The 24,348-nt window shown below is 56.6% G+C and carries 18 protein-coding genes; 12 read left to right on the top strand and 6 right to left on the bottom strand.

All coding sequences use genetic code 11. From position 1 onward, the window contains the following. Positions 1–44: 44 nt before the first annotated feature. The 3 genes from CLOEV_RS09995 to nhaC form a co-directional block, all read right to left on the bottom strand. Positions 45–2,165 carry a DNA topoisomerase 3 gene (locus CLOEV_RS09995; protein WP_034443475.1) on the bottom strand — a complete coding sequence of 707 codons (2,121 nt, stop codon included), beginning with the start codon at positions 2,163–2,165 and terminating at the stop codon, positions 45–47. 192 nt (positions 2,166–2,357) lie between these two features. After that, positions 2,358–3,716: an META domain-containing protein gene (locus CLOEV_RS16065; RefSeq protein WP_169732218.1), complete on the bottom strand. Its 1,359-nt coding sequence runs from the start codon at positions 3,714–3,716 to the stop codon at positions 2,358–2,360. Between the two features lie 300 nt (positions 3,717–4,016). Beyond that, positions 4,017–5,552: a Na+/H+ antiporter NhaC gene (gene nhaC / locus CLOEV_RS09980; RefSeq protein ID WP_008712614.1), complete on the bottom strand. Its 1,536-nt coding sequence runs from the start codon at positions 5,550–5,552 to the stop codon at positions 4,017–4,019. A 636-nt stretch (positions 5,553–6,188) separates the two neighbouring features. On the opposite strand from nhaC, the gene plsY reads away from it, so the two are divergent. Beyond that, entirely contained in the window at positions 6,189–6,782 is a 594-nt protein-coding gene (gene plsY, locus CLOEV_RS09975; RefSeq protein ID WP_008712613.1) for a glycerol-3-phosphate 1-O-acyltransferase PlsY, read from the top strand. A gap of 139 nt (positions 6,783–6,921) precedes the next feature. On the opposite strand, the gene pgsA is transcribed toward plsY, so the two are convergent. Beyond that, the gene (pgsA, locus tag CLOEV_RS09970) at positions 6,922–7,467 is read right to left on the bottom strand and encodes a CDP-diacylglycerol--glycerol-3-phosphate 3-phosphatidyltransferase (RefSeq protein ID WP_008712612.1); all 546 of its coding nucleotides are present in this window, start codon (positions 7,465–7,467) and stop codon (positions 6,922–6,924) included. Between the two features lie 453 nt (positions 7,468–7,920). After that, positions 7,921–9,417, bottom strand: coding sequence for a glycerol kinase GlpK (gene glpK, locus CLOEV_RS09965; RefSeq protein ID WP_034443471.1), 1,497 nt, complete (start codon positions 9,415–9,417; stop codon positions 7,921–7,923). A 273-nt stretch (positions 9,418–9,690) separates the two neighbouring features. Here glpK and rpsO point away from each other — a divergent pair, with 273 nt between their 5' ends. The 3 genes from rpsO (at position 9,691) to dut (ending at position 12,850) form a co-directional block, all read left to right on the top strand. After that, complete coding sequence (rpsO, locus tag CLOEV_RS09960) at positions 9,691–9,957, top strand: 30S ribosomal protein S15 (protein WP_008712610.1); 267 nt, start codon at positions 9,691–9,693, stop codon at positions 9,955–9,957. A gap of 123 nt (positions 9,958–10,080) precedes the next feature. Beyond that, a complete protein-coding gene (locus CLOEV_RS09955) occupies positions 10,081–12,405 on the top strand; it encodes a polyribonucleotide nucleotidyltransferase (RefSeq protein WP_008712609.1) in 2,325 nt (774 codons plus the stop codon). Between the two features lie 7 nt (positions 12,406–12,412). Next, positions 12,413–12,850, top strand: coding sequence for a dUTP diphosphatase (dut, locus tag CLOEV_RS09950; protein WP_008712607.1), 438 nt, complete (start codon positions 12,413–12,415; stop codon positions 12,848–12,850). Between the two features lie 144 nt (positions 12,851–12,994). Here dut and CLOEV_RS09945 read toward each other — a convergent pair whose 3' ends face one another. After that, entirely contained in the window at positions 12,995–13,969 is a 975-nt protein-coding gene (locus CLOEV_RS09945; RefSeq protein WP_034443470.1) for a LysR family transcriptional regulator, read from the bottom strand. A gap of 203 nt (positions 13,970–14,172) precedes the next feature. Here CLOEV_RS09945 and CLOEV_RS09940 point away from each other — a divergent pair, with 203 nt between their 5' ends. The 8 genes from CLOEV_RS09940 to thrS all read left to right on the top strand — a co-directional run bounded on the left by CLOEV_RS09940 (position 14,173) and on the right by thrS (position 24,242). Continuing rightward, complete coding sequence (locus CLOEV_RS09940) at positions 14,173–15,735, top strand: ABC transporter substrate-binding protein (RefSeq protein ID WP_156938397.1); 1,563 nt, start codon at positions 14,173–14,175, stop codon at positions 15,733–15,735. Further along, complete coding sequence (locus CLOEV_RS09935; protein WP_034443468.1) at positions 15,732–16,814, top strand: C45 family autoproteolytic acyltransferase/hydrolase; 1,083 nt, start codon at positions 15,732–15,734, stop codon at positions 16,812–16,814. Before CLOEV_RS09940 ends, CLOEV_RS09935 begins: the two co-directional genes overlap by 4 nt. A gap of 38 nt (positions 16,815–16,852) precedes the next feature. Beyond that, complete coding sequence (locus CLOEV_RS09930) at positions 16,853–17,800, top strand: ABC transporter permease (RefSeq protein ID WP_008712599.1); 948 nt, start codon at positions 16,853–16,855, stop codon at positions 17,798–17,800. Positions 17,801–17,812: 12 nt separating this feature from the next. Continuing rightward, positions 17,813–18,634 (top strand): ABC transporter permease, encoded by an 822-nt coding sequence (locus CLOEV_RS09925; protein ID WP_008712598.1) that lies wholly within the window; start codon positions 17,813–17,815, stop codon positions 18,632–18,634. A gap of 12 nt (positions 18,635–18,646) precedes the next feature. Next, complete coding sequence (locus tag CLOEV_RS09920) at positions 18,647–19,627, top strand: ABC transporter ATP-binding protein (RefSeq protein WP_084482306.1); 981 nt, start codon at positions 18,647–18,649, stop codon at positions 19,625–19,627. 18 nt (positions 19,628–19,645) lie between these two features. Beyond that, entirely contained in the window at positions 19,646–20,653 is a 1,008-nt protein-coding gene (locus CLOEV_RS09915) for an ABC transporter ATP-binding protein (RefSeq protein ID WP_034443464.1), read from the top strand. Next, positions 20,650–21,828: an amidohydrolase gene (locus tag CLOEV_RS09910; RefSeq protein ID WP_034443462.1), complete on the top strand. Its 1,179-nt coding sequence runs from the start codon at positions 20,650–20,652 to the stop codon at positions 21,826–21,828. The genes CLOEV_RS09915 and CLOEV_RS09910 overlap by 4 nt, the downstream gene beginning before the upstream one ends. A gap of 524 nt (positions 21,829–22,352) precedes the next feature. Then, entirely contained in the window at positions 22,353–24,242 is a 1,890-nt protein-coding gene (gene thrS, locus CLOEV_RS09905; RefSeq protein WP_008712594.1) for a threonine--tRNA ligase, read from the top strand. Positions 24,243–24,348 lie beyond the last annotated feature (106 nt).

Below are 24,348 nucleotides of genomic sequence, written 5' to 3'. Positions count from 1 at the left end.
GACCGGTTCATCAGAATCGGCCCCTTTTTATTTAAGTTAAGTAGTTAAGGTTTCGGGGCCGCCAGTTTCCCCCTGTTGTCCTCAAAGGTCTTTTTGCATTCCTGGTTTCGGCAGAGCCAGAAGCAGCCGCGTTTTCCCTTTATGCGCACGCACAGGTGGCCGCAGAGGGGGCATGATGCCGTCTTCTGGGGTTTGCCCCGTTCGTTGGAAAGGATCAGCCCACAATCGCTGCAGGCCCAGAATTTGTTCTTCTTGTTCCTGCCGACGCGCGGCAGCATGCGGTTCCCCTTGCATCCGGGACATTGAGTTCCCTGCGGTTCTTCTCCCTGCGGTCTGGCGGGGATATATTCCCTGGCGGTCTTTTTACGCTGCTCGGTCATTTTTCTTACGGTATCCGCGATCTCGCTTATGAATGAATCCGGGTCCTTCCGGCCCTCCTGGATGTCGCGCAGGGCCGCCTCCCAGAGCGCCGTCATATCTGGTTTGCGCAGCATGTCGTCGATCTCCTCGATGAGCTTACGCCCTTTCGGCGTCGAGATGAGCGCCTTTTTGTCTTTGACGATGAACTGCCGCTGCTGGAGCGTCTCGATGATCTTCGCCTGGGTGGCGGCCGTCCCGATGCCGGAGGTCTCTTTGAGGATCTTTTTTACCTCCGGAGCTTCGACGTAGAGGTGGATGTGGTTCATGGCGTCAAGCAGCGTCGATTCCGTAAAATGTTTTGGCGGCGCAGTCTTTCTTTCCGAGATGATCAGCTCTCTGACGCCCACCGGCTCTCCGGTCACGGCGTCGGGGATCTTTGTCTCCGGTTCCTTTTCGTCGTCGTCCATATCCTTGTCTTTGCCGTACAGTAGATGCCAGCCCTCTTTTACGCACTGGCGGCTTGAGGCTTTGAAAAATTCTCCCTCGATGTCGTATTCGAGCGAGACGACCGCGAACTCCTGCGCGGGGAGGAACTGGGCGGCATATCGTCTTGCTATGAGGTCAAAGACGGTCCGCTCCTCTTCGCTTAAATCCTGCGGCATCTCACCGGTGGGAATGATCGCAAAGTGCTCCTCGATCTTCTCGGTGTTCCACGCCGCCGATTTGAGCTCCGTGTCGAAGTTATATGCCTCGTATTCCGGATTGGCCTTTTTTATGACCTCAATGACACGTTCTCTTTTCCCGTAGAGCGATTCCGGGAGATATGAGCAGTCGGAGCGCGGATAGGTGGTGTATTTCAACTCATAAAGACGCTGTGCGGTCTTCAGCGTATCGGCGGGGGAGATGTCGAATTTCTTCGCCGCCTCGCTTTGCAGCGTCGGCAGGGAATGCGGCAGCGGAGGTTGTGCCGGTGATCTCTTTTTTTCAAAATCAGAGACGCGGCCGACTTTGCCGGCGAGCTTTTTCTCAAGTCTGGAGATGGCGTCCCTGTCTATTATGCGGCCCTCTTCGTCAAGCCCCTCCTGGTCTTCCTTCGGCTTCCATGAGGCGATAAACTCTCCGTTCTTGATGACGCTGCGCGCCTTGACGTCGTAAAAGGGCTTGGAGATGAAGTTTTCTATCAGCAGGTCGCGGTTTACCACGAGCGCAAGCGTGGGCGTCTGGACCCTGCCGACCGAGATTATTTCGCCCCTGTCTCTTTCCGTGGTGCAGGTGAACAGCCTTGTAAGGTTAAAGCCGAATATCCAGTCGGCGCGATGGCGCGCCTCCGCCGAGCTTGAAAGGTTTTTGTAATCCAGGTTGGAGCGCATCTCACCCATCGCCTTTTGTATCGCGGAGGCGTTCAAATCGGTTATGAGCAGACGCCTTACCTCACCCTTGAACTTGAAATAGTGAAGTATCTCGTCTATGAGCAGTTGCCCCTCCCTGTCGGCGTCGCCGGCGTGGACGACGGTATCGGCCTCTTTGAGCAGCCTGCCGATATTTGCCAGCAGATCTTTTCTCTCCTGATCGGGAAACTTCGGCCATTCCCGCGGGATTATCGGCAGCGGCGCGACGCGCCATCTTTTATATTCGGCGTCGATCATATCCGGCGTCTGCATCGTCAAAATATGTCCGGCAGACCAGCAGACGACGTCGCCGTTATCCATCGTTACGGATAAGCGGTCGCGTGATTTTATTCTTCCCGGGTGGGCCTCGACGATGGCCTTTGCCAGGGATGCTTTTTCTGCGATGAAGAGTCTCATGTCGTTCCTCCGTTCTTTTGTCTTATTTTATATTAGAAATGGTGCGAATGTCATCGCCGTTAAGTTTTTGCCGCTGTTTTTATTTACGCCGGCGCTTTGGTAAACGAAAGCGGCCGGACCCGTATTTACGGGCGGCCCGGCCGCATGCTGTTTCCGCCGTTTATACCGCGGCACTGTTTGCTGAATACTTTTTTACCGGGCAGTCCCCTCGTCTGTGAGCTTGACCAGGACCTTCCCGTCCGGGCCTTTCAGGATCAGTACGCCCTTATCCACCGCGTACGAGCGCACATGCGGCAGCGCCTGCAGGAGCGCGTCCTCAAGCCTCATGTCGCGGCAGGCCATCTTCGTGCTGAGGAGGCCGTCCAGCGTCAGCTTCATTCCAGAAAGGATGTATGAGCCGGCGATGCGGTTGCATCCCGCATATCCGTAGAAGCGTCCGTCCGTGTCGAACTTCAGGAAGGGAATTTCTCCCTCGGGGTTTTCGGGCGCCGGCACATCGCCGGCGCTGACTATCTTCCAGTCGCCCTTGACCAGAGCGGTCTCCTGTATTCCAAGAGCGACGAGCCGGTTTACCAGCAGCATCTCTTCGGGCTGGTCGTCCTCTCCGCTGCGGATGACGATGCTGCCGGTGACCAGTGCGGGCAGATATTCGCCCGGCCCCTTGTCCTTTTCCGAATAGGCGCGTTCCAGCCCGGCATTGCCGCCGCCCTTTGCCACGAGATACCTCCTGCCGGTGGCGGCGTCGCGGAAGATTCCCGTTTCATATGTCTGGCTGTATTCGCCCTCCATAAGGAAGGGTTTGTTGAAAAGGTCGCCGCCCTTAGCCTCTCTCAGCGTGTAGTTCAGTTTGCTCTCGGCTGGGCGCCCGCTGCCGTCGACCATCGTGATACTTTTATCGCCGATTGCGAAGTAACGCCGTCCGCTCCTTGCCTCCAGCGTGAGCAGAGGGGTCTTGCCGTTCAAACCGACGGACCAGCGTCCGCTTTCATAGAACTTATTACTTCCATCCGGTTCGTCGATATAGGTTTCGGCTATGCGGAAGGTGCGGTCCGCCCGGAACGTGACTTCCAGAAGTATCCCCGGGCCGGAGGCCGCCGGGATGGTCCCGCTGTAGCTTGAGGGGAAGCGCATTATCTCTCTGCCGTTTTTCAGCAGCTGCGCGCCCGTCGGCGGCAGTACGCCGGACTCTCCCGCGTTCATGGTCCGCAGGCTCGCGCCCATATATGTTCTGATGAATTTTTGGTCCTTGCCGGCGGCGCGGGGCATCAGCGTGAATCGCGACGCGCCGGTGGAGCGGTCATCCTTTACGACGAAGGTCCCGTTGCTCCTCGTCCAATTTGTCCAGTCCGATGTGGACGTCTCAAGATAGCTTACCGGGGCTTCGGTGACGGCGTCGTATTTGAGCACAAGGACTGTACGTCCGGCGGCGGAACCTTTCTTTGATATATTGCCCTCGTATCTGTCCGCCTGTATCAGCAGCGGCGCGGCAAACGCCGGAACCGCCAGCAGTATTACCAGAGCCGCCGAAGCCAGCAATGTCTTTATCCGCATGAAAATGACCTCCTGTTTTATGTTTATAGCCATGGGGCATATCCCCAATTTGTCCGCTGAATGCGGGCAGCAGGGCATATTATAGTTTTTACCGCGCAAAATATACAAGGGCAAACTGATGAGATTTTTATTGTTTCGTTTTTATTTGCAGGTGATGCGGAGCGGCGTAGTGAGGCATACGGCAAAAAGGGCGGCGCCCTCTTCGAGGAATGTCAGGAGAGGAGGATCTCCTACGAAGAGGGCGCCGCTTTGTGGTGTGTTGATGTCCTTGTTGTCTCTTAATGCGGGCAGGGGCCGCCTTTAGACCAGGTCAGCCGGGCGCGTCTTTCCGCCCCTCACAGGCTCGCCGTTCTTGCCGCGCCAGAATATGCCTATACCCATGTACGTCATGACTATCGCCACTATCGGGTTCAGGTAGTTCAGGAAGGCGTAAGGCAGATATTGGAATGTCGGGACGCCAAGCACTCCCGTATGGTATGCGCCGCAGGTGTTCCAGGGTATGAGGACGGAGAGCAGCGTACCGGCGTCCTCAAGCGAGCGGGAAAGCATCCTCGGATGCAGCCCTGATTTGTCGAACGCCGATTTGAACATTGTTCCCGGCATCGCGATCGACAGGTATTGGTCTCCGAGGAATATGTCGCAGACAAAGCATGACATGATGACCGCCGTGATCATCCCGCCGACCGATTTGATCGGCTTCATGATCGCCTCGAGCATGACCTTGAGGAAGCCGCAGGCGTCCATTGTCGAGCCGAAGGTGAAGGCGCAGAGGATGAGGGAGATCGTCCAGTTCATCGACTGGAGGCCGCCGCGCTCCATAAGCGACACGATGTCGTTCGCCGCTTCGACGGCGACCTTAGGATCGATGCTGATGCTGTTCTCGGAGAGCACTTTTGCGAGAGCGGCCGCGTCTTCCGCGGCACCCGCGATCTCGGCCGAGAGTACGGGGACATATCCGTTCTGCATGATGTTTAATATGTCTCCGAAGTTCACGCCCTCAACGAGCGCGAATACAACTGAAATGAAGATACCTACCCATAGGGCGGGGAGAGCCGGTTTGCGCATCGCGGAGAGGGCGATGACCGCGATCGGAGCGATGAGCGTTATCGGGCTGACCCAGAATTCCGCCGCGATTATGCTTTGTATCGCTTCGATCTTCGCGTAATCGAGCGTTCCGCCCGCATAGCGGCTGCCGATCACCAGCGTGATGACGACGACTATGACGTATGTGGGGCCGGTGGTCCAGCACATCGCGCGGATATGCTGGAAGAGGTCGGTTCCGGCGACGCCGGGAGCGAGGTTGGTCGTATCAGAGAGGGGCGACATCTTGTCGCCGAAATATGCTCCCGATATTATGATGCCCGCCGTGACCGGAGCCGGAATGCCGAGTCCCATCGCAATACCGAGGAGCGCGATGCCGACCGTTCCGGAGGTGCCCCACGAGGTGCCGGTCGCCAGCGAGACGATGGAGCAGATGAAGAGCGTCGCGAAGAGGAATATGGATGGAGACAGTATTGAAAGTCCATAATAGATCATGCTCGGAACGACGCCGCTGCAGATCCACGTACCGATGAGCGGCCCGACAGTGTAAAGAATAAGGCATGCCTGCATGCCCACCATGATGCCGTCAATAACGCCCTTCTCGATCGTGAGATAATCATAGCCCAGATAAAACACGCCGATGATCCCGGCGAGAAGCGCTCCCATGATGAGGACGATATGTATGTCCGTCTCCCATACAAGGACTGCCGCCGCTATTAACGCCGCAATTGCGAGAAAAACGCCTATTGATAAAATCAAAGATGGTCTTCGTGGTTCATGACTGACTGTACTCATATTCCGAATCTCCCTTCATGGTGTCTAAGATTGGATTGCCCACGGCTCTTGCCGTACTTCGGACGATACAGTAACGCCTCCTCCCTTTTGCGGTATTATCAAAAAATGAGCGTGTTAAATTTTTTAAGAATATAAAGTTTCACTGCCGATAGCTTTGATACCATTCTGCCCCGTAGGCATTCTTAACTTTTCATTATTATAGCGATGTTCGTGTTTATTTATTTACGTTATTTTGAATATTTATATCAATATATCTAAAAAATAAATTTATTATTGAAATAAATCTATTCAATAAACTTGCTTTAAGTGCGGGTCGGGAAAGCCTGTCAAAAATATCCGTGGATACGCGGCGGATATAAGTTGTGTCCGTGTTTTTGGTCCCGGCGGGAAAAATATGTTTATCAGCGAATATTTATGATATATTTTGTTTTGCGAATATTAATTTAAAATACAGTAAAATACAATTATAAGGATCTTTGTGTGATCGGGTTTTTCGCGCCGGCCGCACTCCGCCGTCAGCCTCCCATGCTCCTTTGGGCTTGTTCCGCCTCATTTGACTTGCATTTCTCTCTATCGTAAAATTTATTGTGACAATGGGACTGTTATCATCATAAAATTTCATGTGGAGATGATCATATGACAACTGCTATATGGGCCCTTATCGGATATCTTGCCGGGTCGTGCCCGTCCGGCTTTCTTGTCGCCAAATATATAAAAGGGGCCGACATTCGCGGTTTCGGCTCCGGCAATATCGGAGCGACCAATGTAGGCAGACTGATGGGGAAAAGGTGGGCCGTGGCCGTAGCCGTTTTTGATATGCTCAAGGGCGGCTTTGCGGTCCTTGCCGCCTCATGTTTCGTTCCGGACCCCGCGGTGCTGGCGCTTACGGGGCTCTGCGCGGTGCTGGGACATAATTTCCCGGTCTGGCTGGGTTTCAGGGGCGGCAAGGGGGTCGCGACCACCTTCGGGGTGATCGGGTTTTATAACTTTTTCATGCCATGGCCGGCCATAATCGGCGGCATTATCTGGTACGCGGTCATGAAGATCACGAAATATGTCTCCGTGGCCTCGATGGTCGGACTGCTCGCCGCCGCGGGGCTCACCGCCTGTTTTGGAATGCCGCGTCCCTACACGGCGGCTTCGTTTTTTCTCGCTTTCCTGTCGGTGTGGCGCCACCGGGCGAACATCGTGCGGCTGAGAAACGGTACGGAATCCAAAGTAAAGTTGTAGGCCGGCGCAGCCGCTCCCGTCTTTCGCGCGTGAAAGCACGGACGGTTCACCGCGCGAAATTACTCTTCGATCCTGACACAAAGAGAGGCCGCCGGTTCGTTTTTAGTCCCGGCGGCCCCGTCATTTTTCTCCGGCAAGCTTAATTGAGCAGATCCGCTCCCTTTACGACATAGTCGACGCCGGACCATACCGTGAGGATGACGGCGACCCACATTACCGCCATCGCGTAGGGGATGTTGAAGATGAGCATAACGATGCCTATGATCTGGGTGACTGTCTTCAATTTCCCGCCCTTCGAAGCGGCGATCACCACTCCCTCGGAGGCGGCGACCATTCGCAGGCCGGATACGATGAACTCGCGCGAGACGATAACGACTACCATCCAGGCAGGGAAACGGTGAAGCTCGACAAGCGCCGTCAATACGGCGATGACAAGTATCTTGTCGGCCAGAGGGTCGATAAATTTTCCCATATTTGTCACAAGATTTCTCTTGCGCGCGATATGCCCGTCGGCGGCGTCGGTTATCGAAGCGATTATGAATACCAGCCCCGCGATGAGGTCTCCGATATTTACTCCCTCGATGAACCCGAACTGTGTCCGCAGCGTCAGAAAGACCAGTATGACCGGCACGAGAAATACCCTCGACAGGCTCAGCATATTGGGCAGGTTCCATGGTGATGGCATGGTGATGATCTCCTCCGTAAAACATTGTTGTGGCGCTTAATTTTACGCAATTCAAAATGGTACATTACCAATATTTATAACATAAAAAATCCTTTTTGACACATAAAAATAGCCGGAGGCGGAGAATTTATGCCGCTCGCCTCCGTTGATATATTGAAATTTTTGCATTTTAGTATAGTTCTTTTGTCGCTACGACGTCTGCCTCCGTTCCGCAGACTCCCTTTATCATGATATCCCCGATATGGACGGGGAGCTGTCCCGTCGTTCCTCTTAGCGCCGTCCACGGTCGGGGCGACGAGGATGCCCTTTCCCATTCTTGTCGGGAGCTGGAATATCGCGGCGTTGAAACAGCCGGCGTATTTTTTGTTGACGATGTAATATTCGCCGCGGCGCGGCGTGATATGAAACTTTTGTTTTTGTACCGCCGTTGCTGGAACCGGTTGTCTGTGCCGGTCAGTCCTTGGCCCAGCCGAAGGAGCACTTGACCGCCTTTTTCCAGCCGCTGATAAGTTTGTCCGCCTTCTCGGGGCACATCTCCGGCTTGAATTCGTTGTCGATGGCCCAGTTGCTTAGGACGTCGTCCTTCGTCTTCCAGTATCCCACCGCGAGCCCGGCGAGGTAAGCCGCGCCCATCGCCGTCGTCTCGACGCACATCGGGCGGCGCACGGGAGCCTGTATCACGTCTGACTGGAACTGCATGAGGAAATTGTTCTTGCAGGCGCCGCCGTCGACTTTGAGAGCCGCGAGGCTGATGCCGCTGTCCTCCTCCATCGCCTTGAGGACGTCGTAGGTCTGGTAGGCGAGCGACTCAAGCGTCGCGCGGATGAGATGCGATTTGTTCGCGCCCCTCGTCAGCCCGACGATCGTGCCGCGCGCGTACTGATCCCAATACGGCGCGCCGAGCCCGACGAAGGCGGGAACGACATAGACGCCGTTTGTGTCGGCGACCTTTGCCGCGTAGTATTCGGAGTCCGGCGACGTATCGACGATCTTAAGCTCGTCGCGGAGCCATTGGATCGCCGCGCCGGCGACGAAGATCGAGCCTTCGAGGGCGTAGGAGACTTTGCCCTCCTCAAGGCCCCAGGCGATCGTCGTGACGAGCCCGTTCTTAGAATATTTTATCTCGTCGCCGATGTTCATCAGCATGAAGCAGCCGGTGCCGTAGGTATTCTTCGCCTCGCCCGGCGTGAAGCAGGCCTGGCCGAAAAGCGCCGCCTGCTGGTCGCCCGCGGCGCCGGCGATCTTCACCGGCGCTCCGAAGAGGGCCTCGTCCGTTTCGCCGTAGACGGCGCTCGACGGCCTCACCTCGGGGAGCATGCACTTGGGGATATTGAGTTCGGCGAGGATCTCGTCGTCCCATTTAAGTTCCCTTATATTATAAAGCAGCGTGCGCGAAGCGTTTGAGTAGTCCGTCACGTGGATCTTGCCGCCGGAGAGCTTCCAGATGAGCCAGGTGTCTATCGTCCCGAAGAGCAGCTCTCCCTTTTCCGCGCGTTCGCGCGCGCCGGGAACGTTCTCCAGTATCCAGCGGAGCTTCGTGCCGGAGAAGTAGGCGTCGATGACGAGGCCCGTCTTCTCCCTGAATACGTCGCCCAGCCCTTTTTCCTTAAGGTTGTCGCAATACTCCGAAGTCCTGCGGCACTGCCAGACGATGGCGTGGCAGACAGGCTCTCCGGTGTTCTTGTCCCATACCACGGTCGTTTCGCGCTGGTTCGTGATGCCGATCGCGGCGATATCCGTCGATCTCGCGCCGATCTTGGCCATCGCCTCGATGGCGACGCCAAGCTGCGTGGCCCAAATCTCATTCGCGTCATGCTCTACCCAGCTTGCCTGCGGATAGTATTGGGTGAACTCCTTCTGCGCAACGCTGCAGATCTCGCCCTTTTCGTTGAAGAGGATGCAGCGGTTGCTGGTGGTTCCCGCGTCCAATGCCATGATGTACTTCGCCATAGCCGTATTGCCCCTTTCCGTTTACATTGGGATTCATTTTGTTAATGATTAATAAAATTCTATAAATACAGGCGGGGCGAGTCAATGGAATTTTTTGCCGAAGAGCAATAATCTATTGCCAATATGCCGGGACATGGCGATCTCAAATAAAAAGCTTGCCATTTTCGGCCTCTTTCTGATAATATACATGAGCCCTTTACACGGACAGGCGTCTTTATACCTGCCTGAGTTAAGGGAAATCGAGCGCAGCAGGCTCAGAATGGAGTGATCGAAATGATCGAGAAAGAGAAAAAACAGTCGATAATCGAAGAGTATAAGACCCACGACGCGGACACCGGTTCCACAGAGGTGCAGGTGGCGGTCCTCACGGCGCGTATCCGCGAGCTGACGGCCCACATGAAAGAGCACAAGAAGGACTTCCACAGCCGCCGCGGCCTTCTCATTATGGTCGGAAAGCGCCGCAAGCTTCTGCAGTACCTCAAGAAGAAGGACTTTATGCGTTATCAGACGCTCATCCAGCGCCTCGGACTGCGCCACTAATCAAAATCACGCAAAATTACAAAGATTCGCATGGCGAAAGGTATATCCTTTCGCCATTTTTTGTTTTTTTGTGTTATCCTTCTATTGTTGAAGATAAAAGGGAAAAAAGGTAGGAGGAAGAAAATGAAACAGACTTTTGAACTTGATTTATATGGGAAAAAGATGTCCTTTGAAGTGGGACGCCTCGCGAAGCAGGCAAACGCCGCGCTGCTCGCGAAACATGGAGACACGGCGCTGCTCGTGACGACCGTGCTTGCCGAGAAGGCGCGCGAGGGACTCGACTTTTTCCCTCTGCTCGTAGATTACGAAGAACGTTACTATTCCGCCGGTAAAGTTCCGGGCGGATTCATAAAGCGCGAGGGACGCCCCTCCGAGACGGCGATCCTCAGCGGACGCATGATCGACCGCTCGATCCGCTCCCTCTTCCCCGAATGGATGAGGAACGACGTGCACGTCGTAGCGACCGTCATGTCAGTAGACCAGAAAAATCCCGCGAACATCCTCGGCATCAACGGCGCTTCGCTCGCGCTCGCGATCTCCGACATCCCCTGGGACGGCCCGATAGGGGCGGTGCGCATCGGCTGCGTCAACGGAGAACTCGTCGTGAACCCGGACGAGGCCGACATCGCGAACAGCACGTTGGATCTCGTGGTAGCCGGACACAGGGGCGGCATCACGATGGTCGAGGCCGGCGCGAAAGAGGTCTCGGAAGACCTGCTCGTCGACGCCATGGAGCTCGCCAACGAAGCGGTCCGCAAGATCGTGGACTTCATCGACGGCGTCGTCGCCGAGATCGGCAAGCCGAAAGCACAGCTTCCCGCGCCCGCGGTAATTGAGGAAATAGACGATTGGGTGAAGGAAAACCTCACCGACGAAATATACGAGGCTGTACAGATCAACCAGAAGCAGGCGCGCGGCGCCGCGATCGCCGCGGCCCAGCAGAAGGCCGAGGACCGGTTTGCCGAAAGCTATCCCGACTCGGCTAAGTATATCGCCTCGCTGATGGACGAGATGGTCAAGAAAGCGGTCCGCAAGCTGCTCGTGGTAGACAGGAAGCGCGCGGACGGACGCGCGATGGACGAACTTCGCCCGATCACCTGCGAGATCGACATCCTGCCGATGACGCACGGTTCGGCGCTCTTCACGCGCGGCGAGACCCAGTCGCTCGGAGTAACCACCCTTGGAATGATAGGGCTGGACGATCAGATGATGGACGGCCTCAAGCTCGACGAACCGTCAAAGAGATTCATCCTTCATTACAACTTCCCGCCGTACTCTGTGGGCGAAGTGCGCCCGATGCGCGGTCCCGGACGCCGTGAGATAGGCCACGGAGCGCTCGCGGAGCGTTCGCTGCGCGCCGTATTCCCCGATGACGAATCATTCCCGTACGTCGTGCGCCAGGTCTCCGATATCCTGGAATCGAACGGTTCCAGCTCGATGGCCTCCGTATGCAGCGGCAGCCTTTCGATGATGGCGGCCGGCGTTCCCGTTAAAAAGGCCGTCGCCGGCATCGCGATGGGACTCATCGCCGACGCCGGGCAGGTTTGCATCCTCACCGACATTCAGGGCCTTGAAGACCACTACGGCGATATGGACTTCAAAGTCGCCGGCACGCGCGACGGCGTAACGGCGCTGCAGATGGACAACAAAGCTGGCGGCATCACCCGCGGCATACTCACGGAGGCCCTCTCGCAGGCAAAGAAGGGACGTTTCCAGATATTGGACATAATGGACGCCGCGATCGCGGCCCCGCGCCCCGAACTCTCGCCGACGGCTCCGAAGATCGTCACCTTCAATATCGATCCTGAAAAGATCCGCGACGTCATCGGCTCCGGCGGAAAGACGATCCGCGGCATAGTCCAGCAGACCGGCGCCAAGGTCGACGTCGAGGACAGCGGCAGAGTCAGCGTCGCGGCGGTCAACGACGACGCGGCCCAGATGGCCGTTAAGATCATAAAAGACATCGTCCGTGAAGTTGAGGCGGGCGAGACCTTCGTCGGCACCGTGACGAGGATGCTCTCCTTCGGCGTCTTCATCGAAGTCCTGCCCGGCAAAGAGGGGCTGCTCCACGTCAGCGAGATCAGCAACTATCGTGTGCCGACGCTGGAGGACGCCTTTGAGATCGGCGACAGGGTGCTCGTGACGGTGAAGGAGATAGACGACATGCACCGCGTCAACCTCAGCCGCAAGCGCATCCTCGATAAGCTCGACGAGCTTGCCCTAGATCCTGAATTTGCGGAGCAGGTGCCGGTGGAAAAGGAGCGCGAAGAGAGATACTCGCAGTTCCCGAAGGGCGGCGGAGAACGCCGTGACGGCGGCGGACGCGACCGCGGAGACCGCGACAGGGGAGATCGTGACCGCGGAGACCGCAGACATGACCGTCCGCGCGGCGACGGCGACGGACAGGGCCGCCCGGCGCGCCGTTTCGAGAGAGACCGCAAGAACTAAAATAAAAATGGAAAAGATATCCGTAAAAGTCAAGGCGGCCGATGGAGTCTCCCTTCCCGCCTACGCGACTCCCGGCTCGTCCGGGATGGACATCCGCGCCAATGAAGCCGCAGTGATAAAAGCCGGCGAACGCGGCTGTGTGGGGACGGGGCTCTACCTTGAGATGCCGGAGGGCTGCGAGGCGCAGGTGCGCCCGCGCAGCGGCCTCGCTCTCAAGCACGGTGTGACGGTGCTCAACACCCCCGGCACGATCGATTCGGATTACCGCGGCGAGATACGCGTCATCCTTGCGAACTTCGGCAAAGAAGACTTTACGATCGAGCCGGGCGACCGCATCGCGCAGATAGTCTTCGCCGCCGTGACGCGCGCGGAGCTTGAAGCCGCGCCGGAACTCGGAGAGACGGAGCGAGCCGCCGGAGGCTTCGGCAGCACGGGAAAGAAATAATACCGCGCTCCCGCGCGTAATAACTTAAGAAGTAAGAGATACCTTCAATAATTTTATCCCCCGGATGCAGTGACAGCCGGGGGATATTTTCATGGAGGGCTTTTCTTCCGCAGACGCTGGCTTTGTTTGGGGGCCGTGACGGTGCTATATTGCGCTTTTTTCGCCGCGGTCGACGTTGATGATCCTTTGGGGCCTTTGTCTCCCGGCCCGCTTGACCATTTCGATCATGGTCCTTGCCGGAAGGGAGAGGCGGCAGCCCTTTTTATAGGCGATCATCGTCTTTCTCGTATATACGGGGTTGTCGAGCGTGTAGAAGACGGGATTGAGGTCAGCCTTCATCTTTAATTCCTCGCAGGTTTTGAAGGTGGCGAAGCACATTCCGAAGCCTGATGCCGCAAGCTGGCTGACGGCGTTGCTGCTTTCCAGGCGCAGTACCACGTTGACCTTTATGCCGTGTTTCTCGAATATCTGCTTGCCCACATATTGCATGCCGCGGCCCTTCGTGATCGTCAGGAAACGCTCGCCGTTCATTCTTTGCGGGTCCAGCAGGAAGGGCTTATTGGGGCTGTTTTCCGCGAGAGCGATATCCTTAGCGAAGGGGTGTGTTTCCGAAGATACGAGCAGTATCGGCGTCTCTCCGAGTATTTCATAGTCAAGCTCGTCCGAATATACCGGCAGCGTATATATACAGAAATCCATCGTGCCGTCGAGGATCTTGGCGGCGAAGTGTTCACTGGTGGCCTCGATTATCTCTATTTCGATGTCGGGATATCTCACGGCGAACTCCGGCAGCATCTTGGGGAGCCATGAGGCGGCTATTTCGGGATGGATGCCCAGGGATATTTTGCCCCGCTGTCCCGAGGCGATCTGGAGCATCTCCCTGTCAAGCATATTTTTCGCCTCGATGAGATTTTTTGCCCCGTTGAGGAAGCGCTCGCCGGCGTAGGTGAGGCGCAGGGAATTTGACCTGCGTTCAAAGAGCTGCACGCCGGTCTCTTCCTCTGTCCTGCGGATGGCTTTCGTCAGCGCGGGCTGGGATATATGAAGTTCCTCCGCCGCCTTTGTGAGATTTTGCAGCGCGGCGACGGCGCTTATGTAGATATACCTGTTTATGTCCAAAGCCTATCCTCCAAAGACTGCGAAACTAAAAGTTATAGAGGCGATAACAAATAAATATTAGACATATATTAGCACATACCTATAATAAAACAAACATAAGAGGCAAAGCCGGTTAAATAGAATAAATTTTTAATATGAAATTGTATGAAAACGGCATCAATTTAATGTTCCGCCAGGTAATATATAAAAACTGAGGAGGAGTTATGATGAAAGGTAAGAGTGCTGTTTTTTTTGTATCGCTGCTGGTGCTCGCCATGTTTATGGCGGTCTCGGCGGCATCGGCGGGGGACGCCCCCGTATACGGAGGCAAGCTGAAGACTACGATCAATTCAGACCCGCCGTCGCTTGATCCTATATTTGAGAGCAGCGAGCCCGGGCAGATACCGGCGGCTCATATCTTTGAAACGGCGGTTGCCGCCGACGCCAAGGGAGCCATTTATCCCTGCGTCTGCACCTATACCGTTAAAGACAAGGGGCAGACCGTCGAACTCGCCGTCAGAAAAGGCGTGAAGTTCCAGAATAATAAGGAAGTTACGATCAAAGACGTGGAAGCCTCGGCGGTCCGCTGGCTCGCCAACGTCAACGCCGCCAAGACGCAGGTCGCGGCCAATCTGAAAGAGATGCGCGTCGCCGGCGATAAGCTTGTATTTACCTTCAGCAAACCGACGCCTCTCGCCCTGACCTTCATGTCTTCGTGGGACAGAGGGCTTTATATCATGCCGAAGAATATCTGCGAGAAATACGCCTCAGCCCAGGTTGAAAATAAGGACCTCATCGGCACCGGCCCTTACCAGTTCAAAGATCATCAGTCGGGCCGCTTCATCACGCTCAAGAAGTTTGCCGGATACGTTCCCTTTGAGACGAAGGCCTCCGGCCTCGCCGGGACAAAACACGGCTATACCGACGAAATCCTCTTCTACCCCGTCTCCGACAAGACGGCGAGGATCACCGGGGTACAGACCGGAGAATATCATATCGGCCTCGGCGTCCCCTCAAACATGCTTGAGGTTTTAAAGAAAGATCCGAAACTTAAGGTCGAGACGGTGGACCTCGGTATCATGCCATGCGCGATGTTCAACTGCAAGAAGGGGCGCGCCACTGACGTCAACCTGAGAAACGCGATCCTGGCCTGCCTTGACATGAATGAGCTGATGCTGGCCGCGCAGGGAGATAAATCGCTCTATTACCTCAACCCTGGGCTCATGCCGAAGAGCAGCCGCTGGTGGACGAGCGAGAGCCTTGGAAAATACAACAAGCCCGACCTCAAAAAGGCGGCGGAATATCTGAAGGCCTCGTCCTACGACGGAAAGCCTCTCGTATTCATCACCACGAAAGCCAACGATTATTTCTACAAGACCGCGCTGCTGATACAGCAGATGGTCAAACCGGCCGGCATCAAGATCGACCTTCAGGTATATGACAACCCGACGCTCCAGCAGTACCGCACACAGCATGACAAGTATGATATTTTCAGCGCCGGTCTCACCGCCAAGCTGGACCCCACGCTGATCTCGATCATGGACGACACATGGTGCGGAGCCTACGCTTCGCCGAAGAAGTCGAAGTATGCGGCCATTCTTCAGAACGAGGGCGATTTCAAGGTCCGCTATAAGGCGTGGAAAGATCTGACAAAGGTCTTCTACGAAGAGCTTCCCTTTATCACCTACGGCGAACGCAGGGTCGCGATCGTTGCCCGCAGCAATGTGCATGGCATGTTCACGACGACGACGAAGTACTACTGGAATACGTGGCTGGATCAGAAATGATGAAGTTCAAAACAATTTTTCTCACCGCGCCGGACAGTTTTGGGCGCGGTGAGGAATACGGGAGGCGGACGCGGCAAGAGATCGGCCTCTGCCTCGACTCTTACAAGAAGCACTTTATGACCTTAAGGAACCTCTCCTGGGAAGAGGCCAGAAAGGACGCCTGCGAATATATACCTCTCGTTTCGGGAGCCCTGCCGCAGGAAACGGAGATGCTGCGCGGTGTGGCGGCGGGGTCGGGGTATGATTTTGAAGACATCATGGTGCTGAACACGCGTTACGAAATACTGCACTACCCCGCGGGCGCAAGCGCCCCGGGGGAATGCACATCGTTCGCGGTGCTGCGCGAGGCGTCGAAGGATAAAAAAGTCTATGTCGGGCAGAACTGGGATCAGCACGCGATGGTGGTGCGCCATTCGGTAGTGCTGGGGATGAAGCTGGAGGACGGTACGAAGATCATCGGGCTCACGGAAGCGGGGCAGCTTCTGCGCAACGGGATGAACTCACACGGTATCGGGCTGGCTTCAAACAGCCTCCACTCATCATTTGACGAACACGACCTCGGCATCCCCGGCAACTTCATGAGGATGAGGGTCCTGCGCTCGAAGAGCTATGCCGAAATGGCGGAATATATCAGCTCGGTGCACCGTTCCGTCGCCAATAACTACTGCATAGCCTCCGCGGAAAACCTGGCCGTCGATATAGAGGCGATCCCCAAGCATCCCGGTCTGATCTACCCGAAAAACGGCATCGTCGCTCACGCCAACCATATCGTCTCCAATCCTGAATTCGACACCTCACACGGCAAAAAATTCAGGGGAGAGAGGCTCTGGGCGCTGCTGGAGGCGAAAAGGGGAGATATCACCCTCGACTATATCAAGGAATGCCTCCGCGATCATCAGGGCTATCCCGAGTCCGTCTGCTCGCACCCGCACTCGGGGACGGGCTCGACTGACCCATATAAGATGTGGCAGACGGTAGCTTCTCTGATATATGATCTTGACAGCCTGACTATGGATCTCTGCTGCTGTAATCCGTGCGAGAATGAGTATTCACAAATACGCCTCGCGGATATTAAATAGTATGTGCGCCGTACCGTCTGGCGCGGGGGTGAAAGTGAATGATTAATTATACGATCCGCCGGCTGCTCTCGTCGCTGCCTACGCTTATCATAGTCGCCGTTCTGGTGTTCGTCCTCATAAGAATGGTCCCCGGCAACCCGGCGCTGGTGATGCTCGGCGAAGAGGCGACGCCGGACGAGATAACCCGTATGGAGGCAAAATTGGGAATAGACCAGCCCTTGCCTGTACAGTTTGTCCGCTGGACCTCCAAGGTGCTGCGGGGAGACCTCGGAGATTCCATCTATTACCGCAAGCCTGTGACGCAGGTGATTTCCGCCCATCTTGAGCCGACGGTCCTCCTTGTGCTCTACGCGATGACGATCTGCCTGCTTATCGGCGTGCCGCTCGGCATTACGGCGGCCACACACAGAAACGGCCCTATCGACAGGTTCTGCATGATCCTCTCGATGACGGGGATATCGATGCCGGGTTTCTGGCTCGCGCTGAACCTCATCATAATCTTTGCCGTGAAGCTGGAATGGCTTCCCTCCGTCGGCTACTCGATGATACGCGAAGGCGGGCTGCTGGAGAGCCTGAAGTATTTGACGCTGCCGGCGGCGGCGATGGGACTCCAGCGTTCGGCCAGCATCGCGAGGGTGACGCGCTCCAGTATGCTCGACGTGCTGAATAACGACTATATCCGTACCGCGAAGGCGAAGGGGCTTTCGGAGTACCGTGTCATCGCCTATCACGCGCTGAAGAACGCGGCGAACCAGATAGTGACGCAGGCGGGCATTTCATTCGCCATCCTCATGGGCGGTTCCGTGGTCATCGAGTCGGTCTTCAACATCCCCGGCATCGGACGCCTCGCCTTTGATTCGATCGCGCGCCGCGACTATCCGACTATCCAGGGGCACATCCTCTTCGTCGCGTTCGTATATGTTTTTGTCAACCTTATCGTGGACCTGCTCTACAAGTTCTTTGATCCGCGTGTGGAATATAAGTAGGGGGGCTGCCAGATGAATTACGCAAAAACATGGTACAGATACAAAGCGGTGATATTCGGGGGGATCATGTTCCTGATGATAGTATTTACGGCGATCTTCGCCCCCGTCGTCGCCACGCAGGATCCGGCGAAGATCTCCATGACCCAGTCCCTTGAGCCGCCTTCGGCGCAGCATCTCTGCGGGACGGACGAGTTTGGCCGCGACGTGTTTTCACGCATCGTCTACGGCGCCCGCATCTCGCTCACGATCTCCCTCTCCGTGCTCGTGGTGATAGGGGTCATCGGCTCCGTACTGGGGCTGCTGGCCGGTTATTACAGCCTCGCCGACACGATAATCATGCGGTTTATGGACGGGCTGATGGCTTTTCCCACCGTGATCCTCGCGCTGGTGATACTGACCGTGCTCGGCTCGGGCATTCCCAACCTCGTCCTCGCGCTTTCGGTCTCCCAGATCCCGCGCGTAGTGAGGACGGTGAGGACGACTGTCATATCCGCAAAACAGTTCGAGCACATCGAAGCCGCCAGGGCGATGGGAGCCACCGATATGCGCATCATGTTCCTCTACATTTTCCCTCTCTGCATATCGCCCCTCATCGTGCGCCTGACGCTCGCGATGGCGCTGACAGTGCTCAGCGAGGCGAGCCTGACCTTCCTTGGAGTCGGCCTCTCGCCGGAAATACCGAGCTGGGGCACGATCCTTTCGGAAGCGCGCCAGCATGTGAGCACTTCGCCCTATCTGATCTTTCTTCCCGGCCTCGCTATTTTGTGGTCGGTCCTTTCGCTCAACATACTTGGCGACGGACTTAGAGACGCGCTGGACCCGCGCCTCAACTAAGGGGAGACGATCATGGAAAACATATTTGAGATCAAAAACCTTAACGTTTCATTCTCATCCTTTGGCGAGACGGTCTCGATAGTGCGTGATTTCAGCCTCGCCATCGGCAAAGGAGAGATCGTCGGCATCGTCGGCGAGTCCGGCTGCGGAAAGTCGATGACGGCCCTTGCCGTAATGCGGCTTATCAAGTCGCCCCCCGGGATCATCTCCGGGAGAGTGCTGCTTGACGGGACCAATCTGCTGGATCTGAGCGAAGCGGAGATGCGGGCCGTCAGGGGAAACAAGATATCGATGATCTTTCAGGAGCCGATGACCTCGCTCAACCCGGTCTTTACGGTCGGAGAACAACTGATGGAAGTATTCCGCTTCCATCAGGGGATGAACAAAAAAGAGGCCAGGGAAAAATCGATCGAAATGCTGCGGATGGTAAATATCGCTCTGCCCGAACAGCGTATCGACGAATACCCGCACCAGCTCTCCGGAGGCATGAGACAAAGGGTCATGATCGCGATGGCGCTCTCCTGCAATCCGATGCTCCTCATCGCCGACGAGCCTACCACGGCGCTTGACGTGACGATACAGGCGCAGATACTCACGCTGATGAAGAAGCTCGGGCGCGAATTCGGCACCTCGATAATGCTGATAACGCACGACCTCGGCGTCGTCAGCGAGGTCTGTTCCAGGGCCGTGATCGTATACTGCGGGCAGATCGTGGAAGAGGCCTCTTCGGAAGAGCTCTTTTCCAGGCCGCTCCATCCCTACACGAAAGGGCTGCTCGACTCGCTGCCGCATCCGGGACGCGGCGAAAAACTGCACGTCATTCCCGGAACGGTGCCGAGCCCGAAGAATTTTCCCCAAGGCTGTGTTTTTAACCCCCGCTGCGGCCATGCCACGCAGCGGTGCGTGGAGTGTCTGCCGGAGCTGGCCGAGATCTCGCCGGGGCATAAAGTCAAATGCTGGCTTTATGACCGCGGCCCGAATAAAAATGGATAACATGGGCGGTGGACGAAGATGAACGATATCCTGCTGAATGTGGAAAACCTCTCTCAGTGGTTCCCGCTCCGGCGCGGCCTCTTTCTGAATACGCGCGGCTATATCAAGGCGGTCGACGACGTAAGCTTTTCGGTCCGGCGCGGCGAAACTCTCGGGCTGGTAGGAGAATCCGGCTGCGGCAAGTCGACGCTGGCGCGCACGATTTTGCGGCTCATTGAACCGACGTCGGGGAAGATCGAATACGGCGGAGAAGATTTTCTGAAAAAGAAAAAAGACGAGCTGCGCGTGATGCGCCGCAGAATGCAGATAGTATTCCAGGACCCCTTCGGCTCGCTGCACCCTAAGATGCGCGTGGGACGGATATTGGAGGAGCCGCTTATCATCAGCCGTTACGGCGGCAAAGAGAAACGCCGCGAGCGCGTGCGTGAGATGATCAAGATCGTCGGCCTCAGCGAGGAACACCTGAACCGTTTCCCTCACGAATTCTCCGGCGGGCAGCGCCAGCGCATAGTCATCGCGCGCGCGCTGGCCACGAACCCTGATTTCATCATCTGCGACGAGCCCGTATCGGCGCTTGACGTCTCCGTGCGCTCTCAGATACTCAACCTCCTCGAAGAACTTCAGGAAAAGTATAAGCTCACATACCTTTTCATCAGCCATGACCTCAGCGTCGTGGAACATATCTGCAGCAGAGTGGTCGTAATGTACCTCGGCAAAGTGATGGAGGTCGCCGGCAAAGAGCAGCTCTTCAACTCCGCGGCGCATCCCTACACTCAGGCCCTGCTCTCGGCCATTCCCGTCGTCGGCAAGGCGAACAAAAGAGAACGCATCATCCTGGAGGGAGATATCCCCAGCCCAGCCAATCCCCCCGAGGGCTGCCGTTTCCGCACGCGGTGCCGGTACGCGACGGAACTCTGCAAGACGCCGCCGCCGCTTCGCGGCACGGGGGACCCCAAAGACGGCCACCTTGTGGCCTGCCATTACGATTCGCCGGATTTTTCCAAACGCTTGGAGGACCGCAGATGAACGACGTGAAAAATAAAATTTGCGAAAAAATAGACTCATACAAAGACGAACTGATCGGGCTCAGCCACTGTATCCACGACAATCCCGAGCTGTCGGGAGAGGAATACGCGGCCGCCGCCGCGCTCGTCTCCTTCATGGAAAAACATGGCTTTAAGACTGAGACAAAATTTTGCGGAATGGATACGGCCTTCCGCGCCGTCAAAAAAGGCGCGGCGGCGGGGCCCGTCGTGGCCTTTATCGCCGAATACGACGCGCTTGAGGGGATCGGCCACGCCTGCGGCCATAACATCATCGCCTCCGGGGCGGCGGGGGCCGCGCTCGGCCTGGCGGGATTCATTGAAGGCGAAGGCGGCGAGATACGCGTCATCGGCTGCCCCGCGGAAGAGAAGGGCGACGGCAAGATCACGCTTTTAAAAAACGGGGCCTTTGACGACGTGGACTTCGTCCTCGAGGTGCACCCCTCAAACAAAAACATCATCAGCCGGGGCAACATCGCCTGCACCGACATGGTCGTTGAATATTTCGGAAAATCCGCGCATTCTTCCGACCCGGCCTCTGGCGTAAACGCGCTCAGCGCCCTGATCCTGCTTTTTAACCAGATAGACGTGCTGCGCCAGCGGTGGAATACCAACTGGACGCCGCGCGTAAACGGTATCATCAGGGAGGGCGGCAAGGCGGCGAACGTCATCACACCCTATGCCTGCGGTTCCTTTATGCTCAGAGCCGAACATACGAAAGAGCTGCTGGCAATGATCGCCGATATCAAGAAGGCGGCTGAATGTTCCGCCGGGCTTCTTGGCGCGGAGGTTAAGACCCGGGTCGGCCAAATATGCGAGGACACGATCCCCAACAGGACGATGGGGCTCAAATTCGCGGAAAACATGACCTGCCTCGGCGAAAAAATGAACCTTCCCGCGCCCAACGAAAGAAGGGGCTCCTCCGATATCGGCAACGTATCGCGCCGGGTCCCGACCATCCACGAATATCTCCGGATAAATCAGGGCAAGGGCCCCCACACCGATGAATTCAGAGAAGCCGCCGTTTCGGAACGAGGGGACGAAGTCGTCCTCCTCGCCGCGAAGGGAATGGCGATGACGGCCAGCGACCTATTCACCGATCAGGAATTTCGTAAAAAGGCCCTCGAAGAATTCAAGGAAGCGGCAAAGGAGATATAGGACGCGGACTGGCTCAGCGTCACACAGAACGGCAAACGGCTCTATGCCGCGGACAAGGACAACGCCGGCGGCTCCCCCAGCAAAGGGACGATAGAGGTCGGGAAAAACGATACCGATAACAGCGGCGTTATCACTGTCACACAGCTGACGCCGCCGCTGTCCCAGTAATGTGAAAGCCCCGGGCCGTTCGCGATTTGGCTTGACAAAACCCTTTTATCGCGGTATAAACGCAGATGTTGGTTTTCTATACCGCAGAGCGATGATGGGGAGAGTAGGGACAGCCACGTGCGTCAGAGAGGGACCCCGCGAAAGCGGAGCTGAAAGGTTTCCCGCACGAGAGTTTTGAAGACCACCCCGGAGCGGACGCCGAAGCCGCCAAAGGATAAGGCGTCAGGGCCGCGCCCTGTACAGCGCGCACGAGGGCTTTTCGTAAGCCGAAATGGAGTGGAACCGCGGAATTTCAGCCGCCTCCTGATTAGTTTCAGGCGGCGGCTTTTTGATTGATTACGAAGGGAGAAATTTTTATGGCACGTTTTTCAACACCGGAAGGCAAAAGCTACGAGGCGGAGAGCGCGACGATACGCCAGCTGCTCGACGTATGGCATTTAAAGAAGGCGGTCGGCGCGGCTGTTGACGGAGAGCCTGCGGACTGCGACAAAGTATTCACGGAGGACACCATCTTCACGCCGCTCTTTCCCGACAGCGAAGAGGGGCTGCACCTGCTGCGCCATTCGACGGCGCACCTGCTCGCGCACGCCGTGCTGCGCCTCTATCCCGAAGCCAAGTTCGGCATCGGCCCCGCGATAAAAGACGGCTTCTACTATGATATCCGCTTCCCGAAGCCTATCTCCGAAGACGACCTGCCGAAGATAGAGTCCGAGATGCGCAAAATATCGCAGGAAAAGATCCCGCTCGTGCGCAGTGAACTTTCCAAAGAAGAGGCGGTCAGGAAGTTCTCCGCGATGGGCGAGGACCTCAAAGTAGAACTGATCGAAGGCATAGAGGGCGAAACGCTTTCCGTTTATACCGAGGGCGACTTTGCCGACTTCTGCCGCGGCCCGCACGTGCCGCACACCGGCTGCTGCAAATTCTTCAAACTGCTCTCGCTGGCCGGAGCCTACTGGCACGGCGACGAGAAGAACGAGATGCTCACGCGCATCTACGGCACCGCCTTCGGCTCGGAGGACGAGCTTAAAGCCTATCTGCGCCGTCTCGAAGAGGCCAAGGCGCGCGACCACCGCAAGCTCGGCAGGGAACTCGACCTCTTCAGCCTCCACAACGAAGGCCCCGGCTTCCCCTTCTTCCACCCGAAGGGCATGGTCATCATGAACACACTTCAGGCCTTCTGGCGCAAGGAGCATACCAAGCGCGGCTACGTGGAGATCAAGACGCCGATGATCCTCGACCGTTCGCTCTGGCTCCAGTCTGGACACTGGGACCACTATAAAGAAAATATGTACTTCACGGAGATAGACGAGGCTCCGTTCGCCGTCAAACCGATGAACTGCCCCGGCGGCATCCTTGTCTATAAAAACGACATCCACAGCTACCGCGAACTGCCGCTGCGCATGGCCGAACTAGGCTTCGTCCACCGCCACGAGCGCTCCGGCGCGCTGCACGGCCTCATGCGCGTGCGCGCCTTCACGCAGGACGACGCGCACATCTACTGCACGCCCGAGCAGATAAAAGACGAGATCAAGGCGATCATGGAGCTTGACCGTTACTTCTATCAGGACGTATTCGGCTTCAAATACTATGTCGAGCTCTCGACGCGCCCCGAGGATTCGATGGGCGACCCGAAGCTTTGGGACCTCGCCGAACAGTGCCTCAAAGAGGCGCTTGAAGAGACGGGCACGCCCTACAAGCTCAACCCGGGCGACGGCGCCTTCTACGGCCCTAAGATCGACTTCCACCTCGAAGACTGCATAGGACGTACATGGCAGTGCGGCACGATACAGCTCGACTTCCAGATGCCCGAGAAGTTTGACATGACCTATATCGGCAGAGACGGCGCGGAACACCGCCCCGTAATGCTGCATCGGACCGTCCTCGGCAGCCTCGAGCGCTTCATGGGCATCCTCATTGAAAACTACGCCGGCGCTTTCCCCTACTGGCTCGCTCCGGTGCAGGCGAAGCTGCTGCCCGTCGCCGCCGACTACCTGCCCTACGCCGAAAAGATGGCGGAACGCCTCAAAGAGTGCGGCATACGGGTGGAGATCGACGCGCGCGACGAGAAACTCGGCAAAAAAATACGCGACGCGCAGATACAGAAGGTCCCCTACATGCTCGTCATCGGCGCGAAAGAGGCCGAAAACGGCACGCTCGCCGTCCGCGAGCGCTCGAAGGGCGATCTCGGCTCAATGACCTTCGAGGAATTCCTCGCCCAGACGAAGACGGAATTCAACCCGCTGTAGGGATAATCAACTCGATACGCGATAAAAGAGAGCAGGCCGGAGAAAAATTCTTCGGCCTGCTTGTACGTATTTTTATGGATCTCACGCATTTACGGTTTTTTGTTTA

Source organism: Cloacibacillus evryensis DSM 19522, from assembly GCF_000585335.1.
Classification (GTDB): domain Bacteria; phylum Synergistota; class Synergistia; order Synergistales; family Synergistaceae; genus Cloacibacillus; species Cloacibacillus evryensis.
The sequence above is the reverse complement of the archived record's forward strand: the minus strand, read 5'-3'. Positions and strand labels throughout refer to the sequence as shown.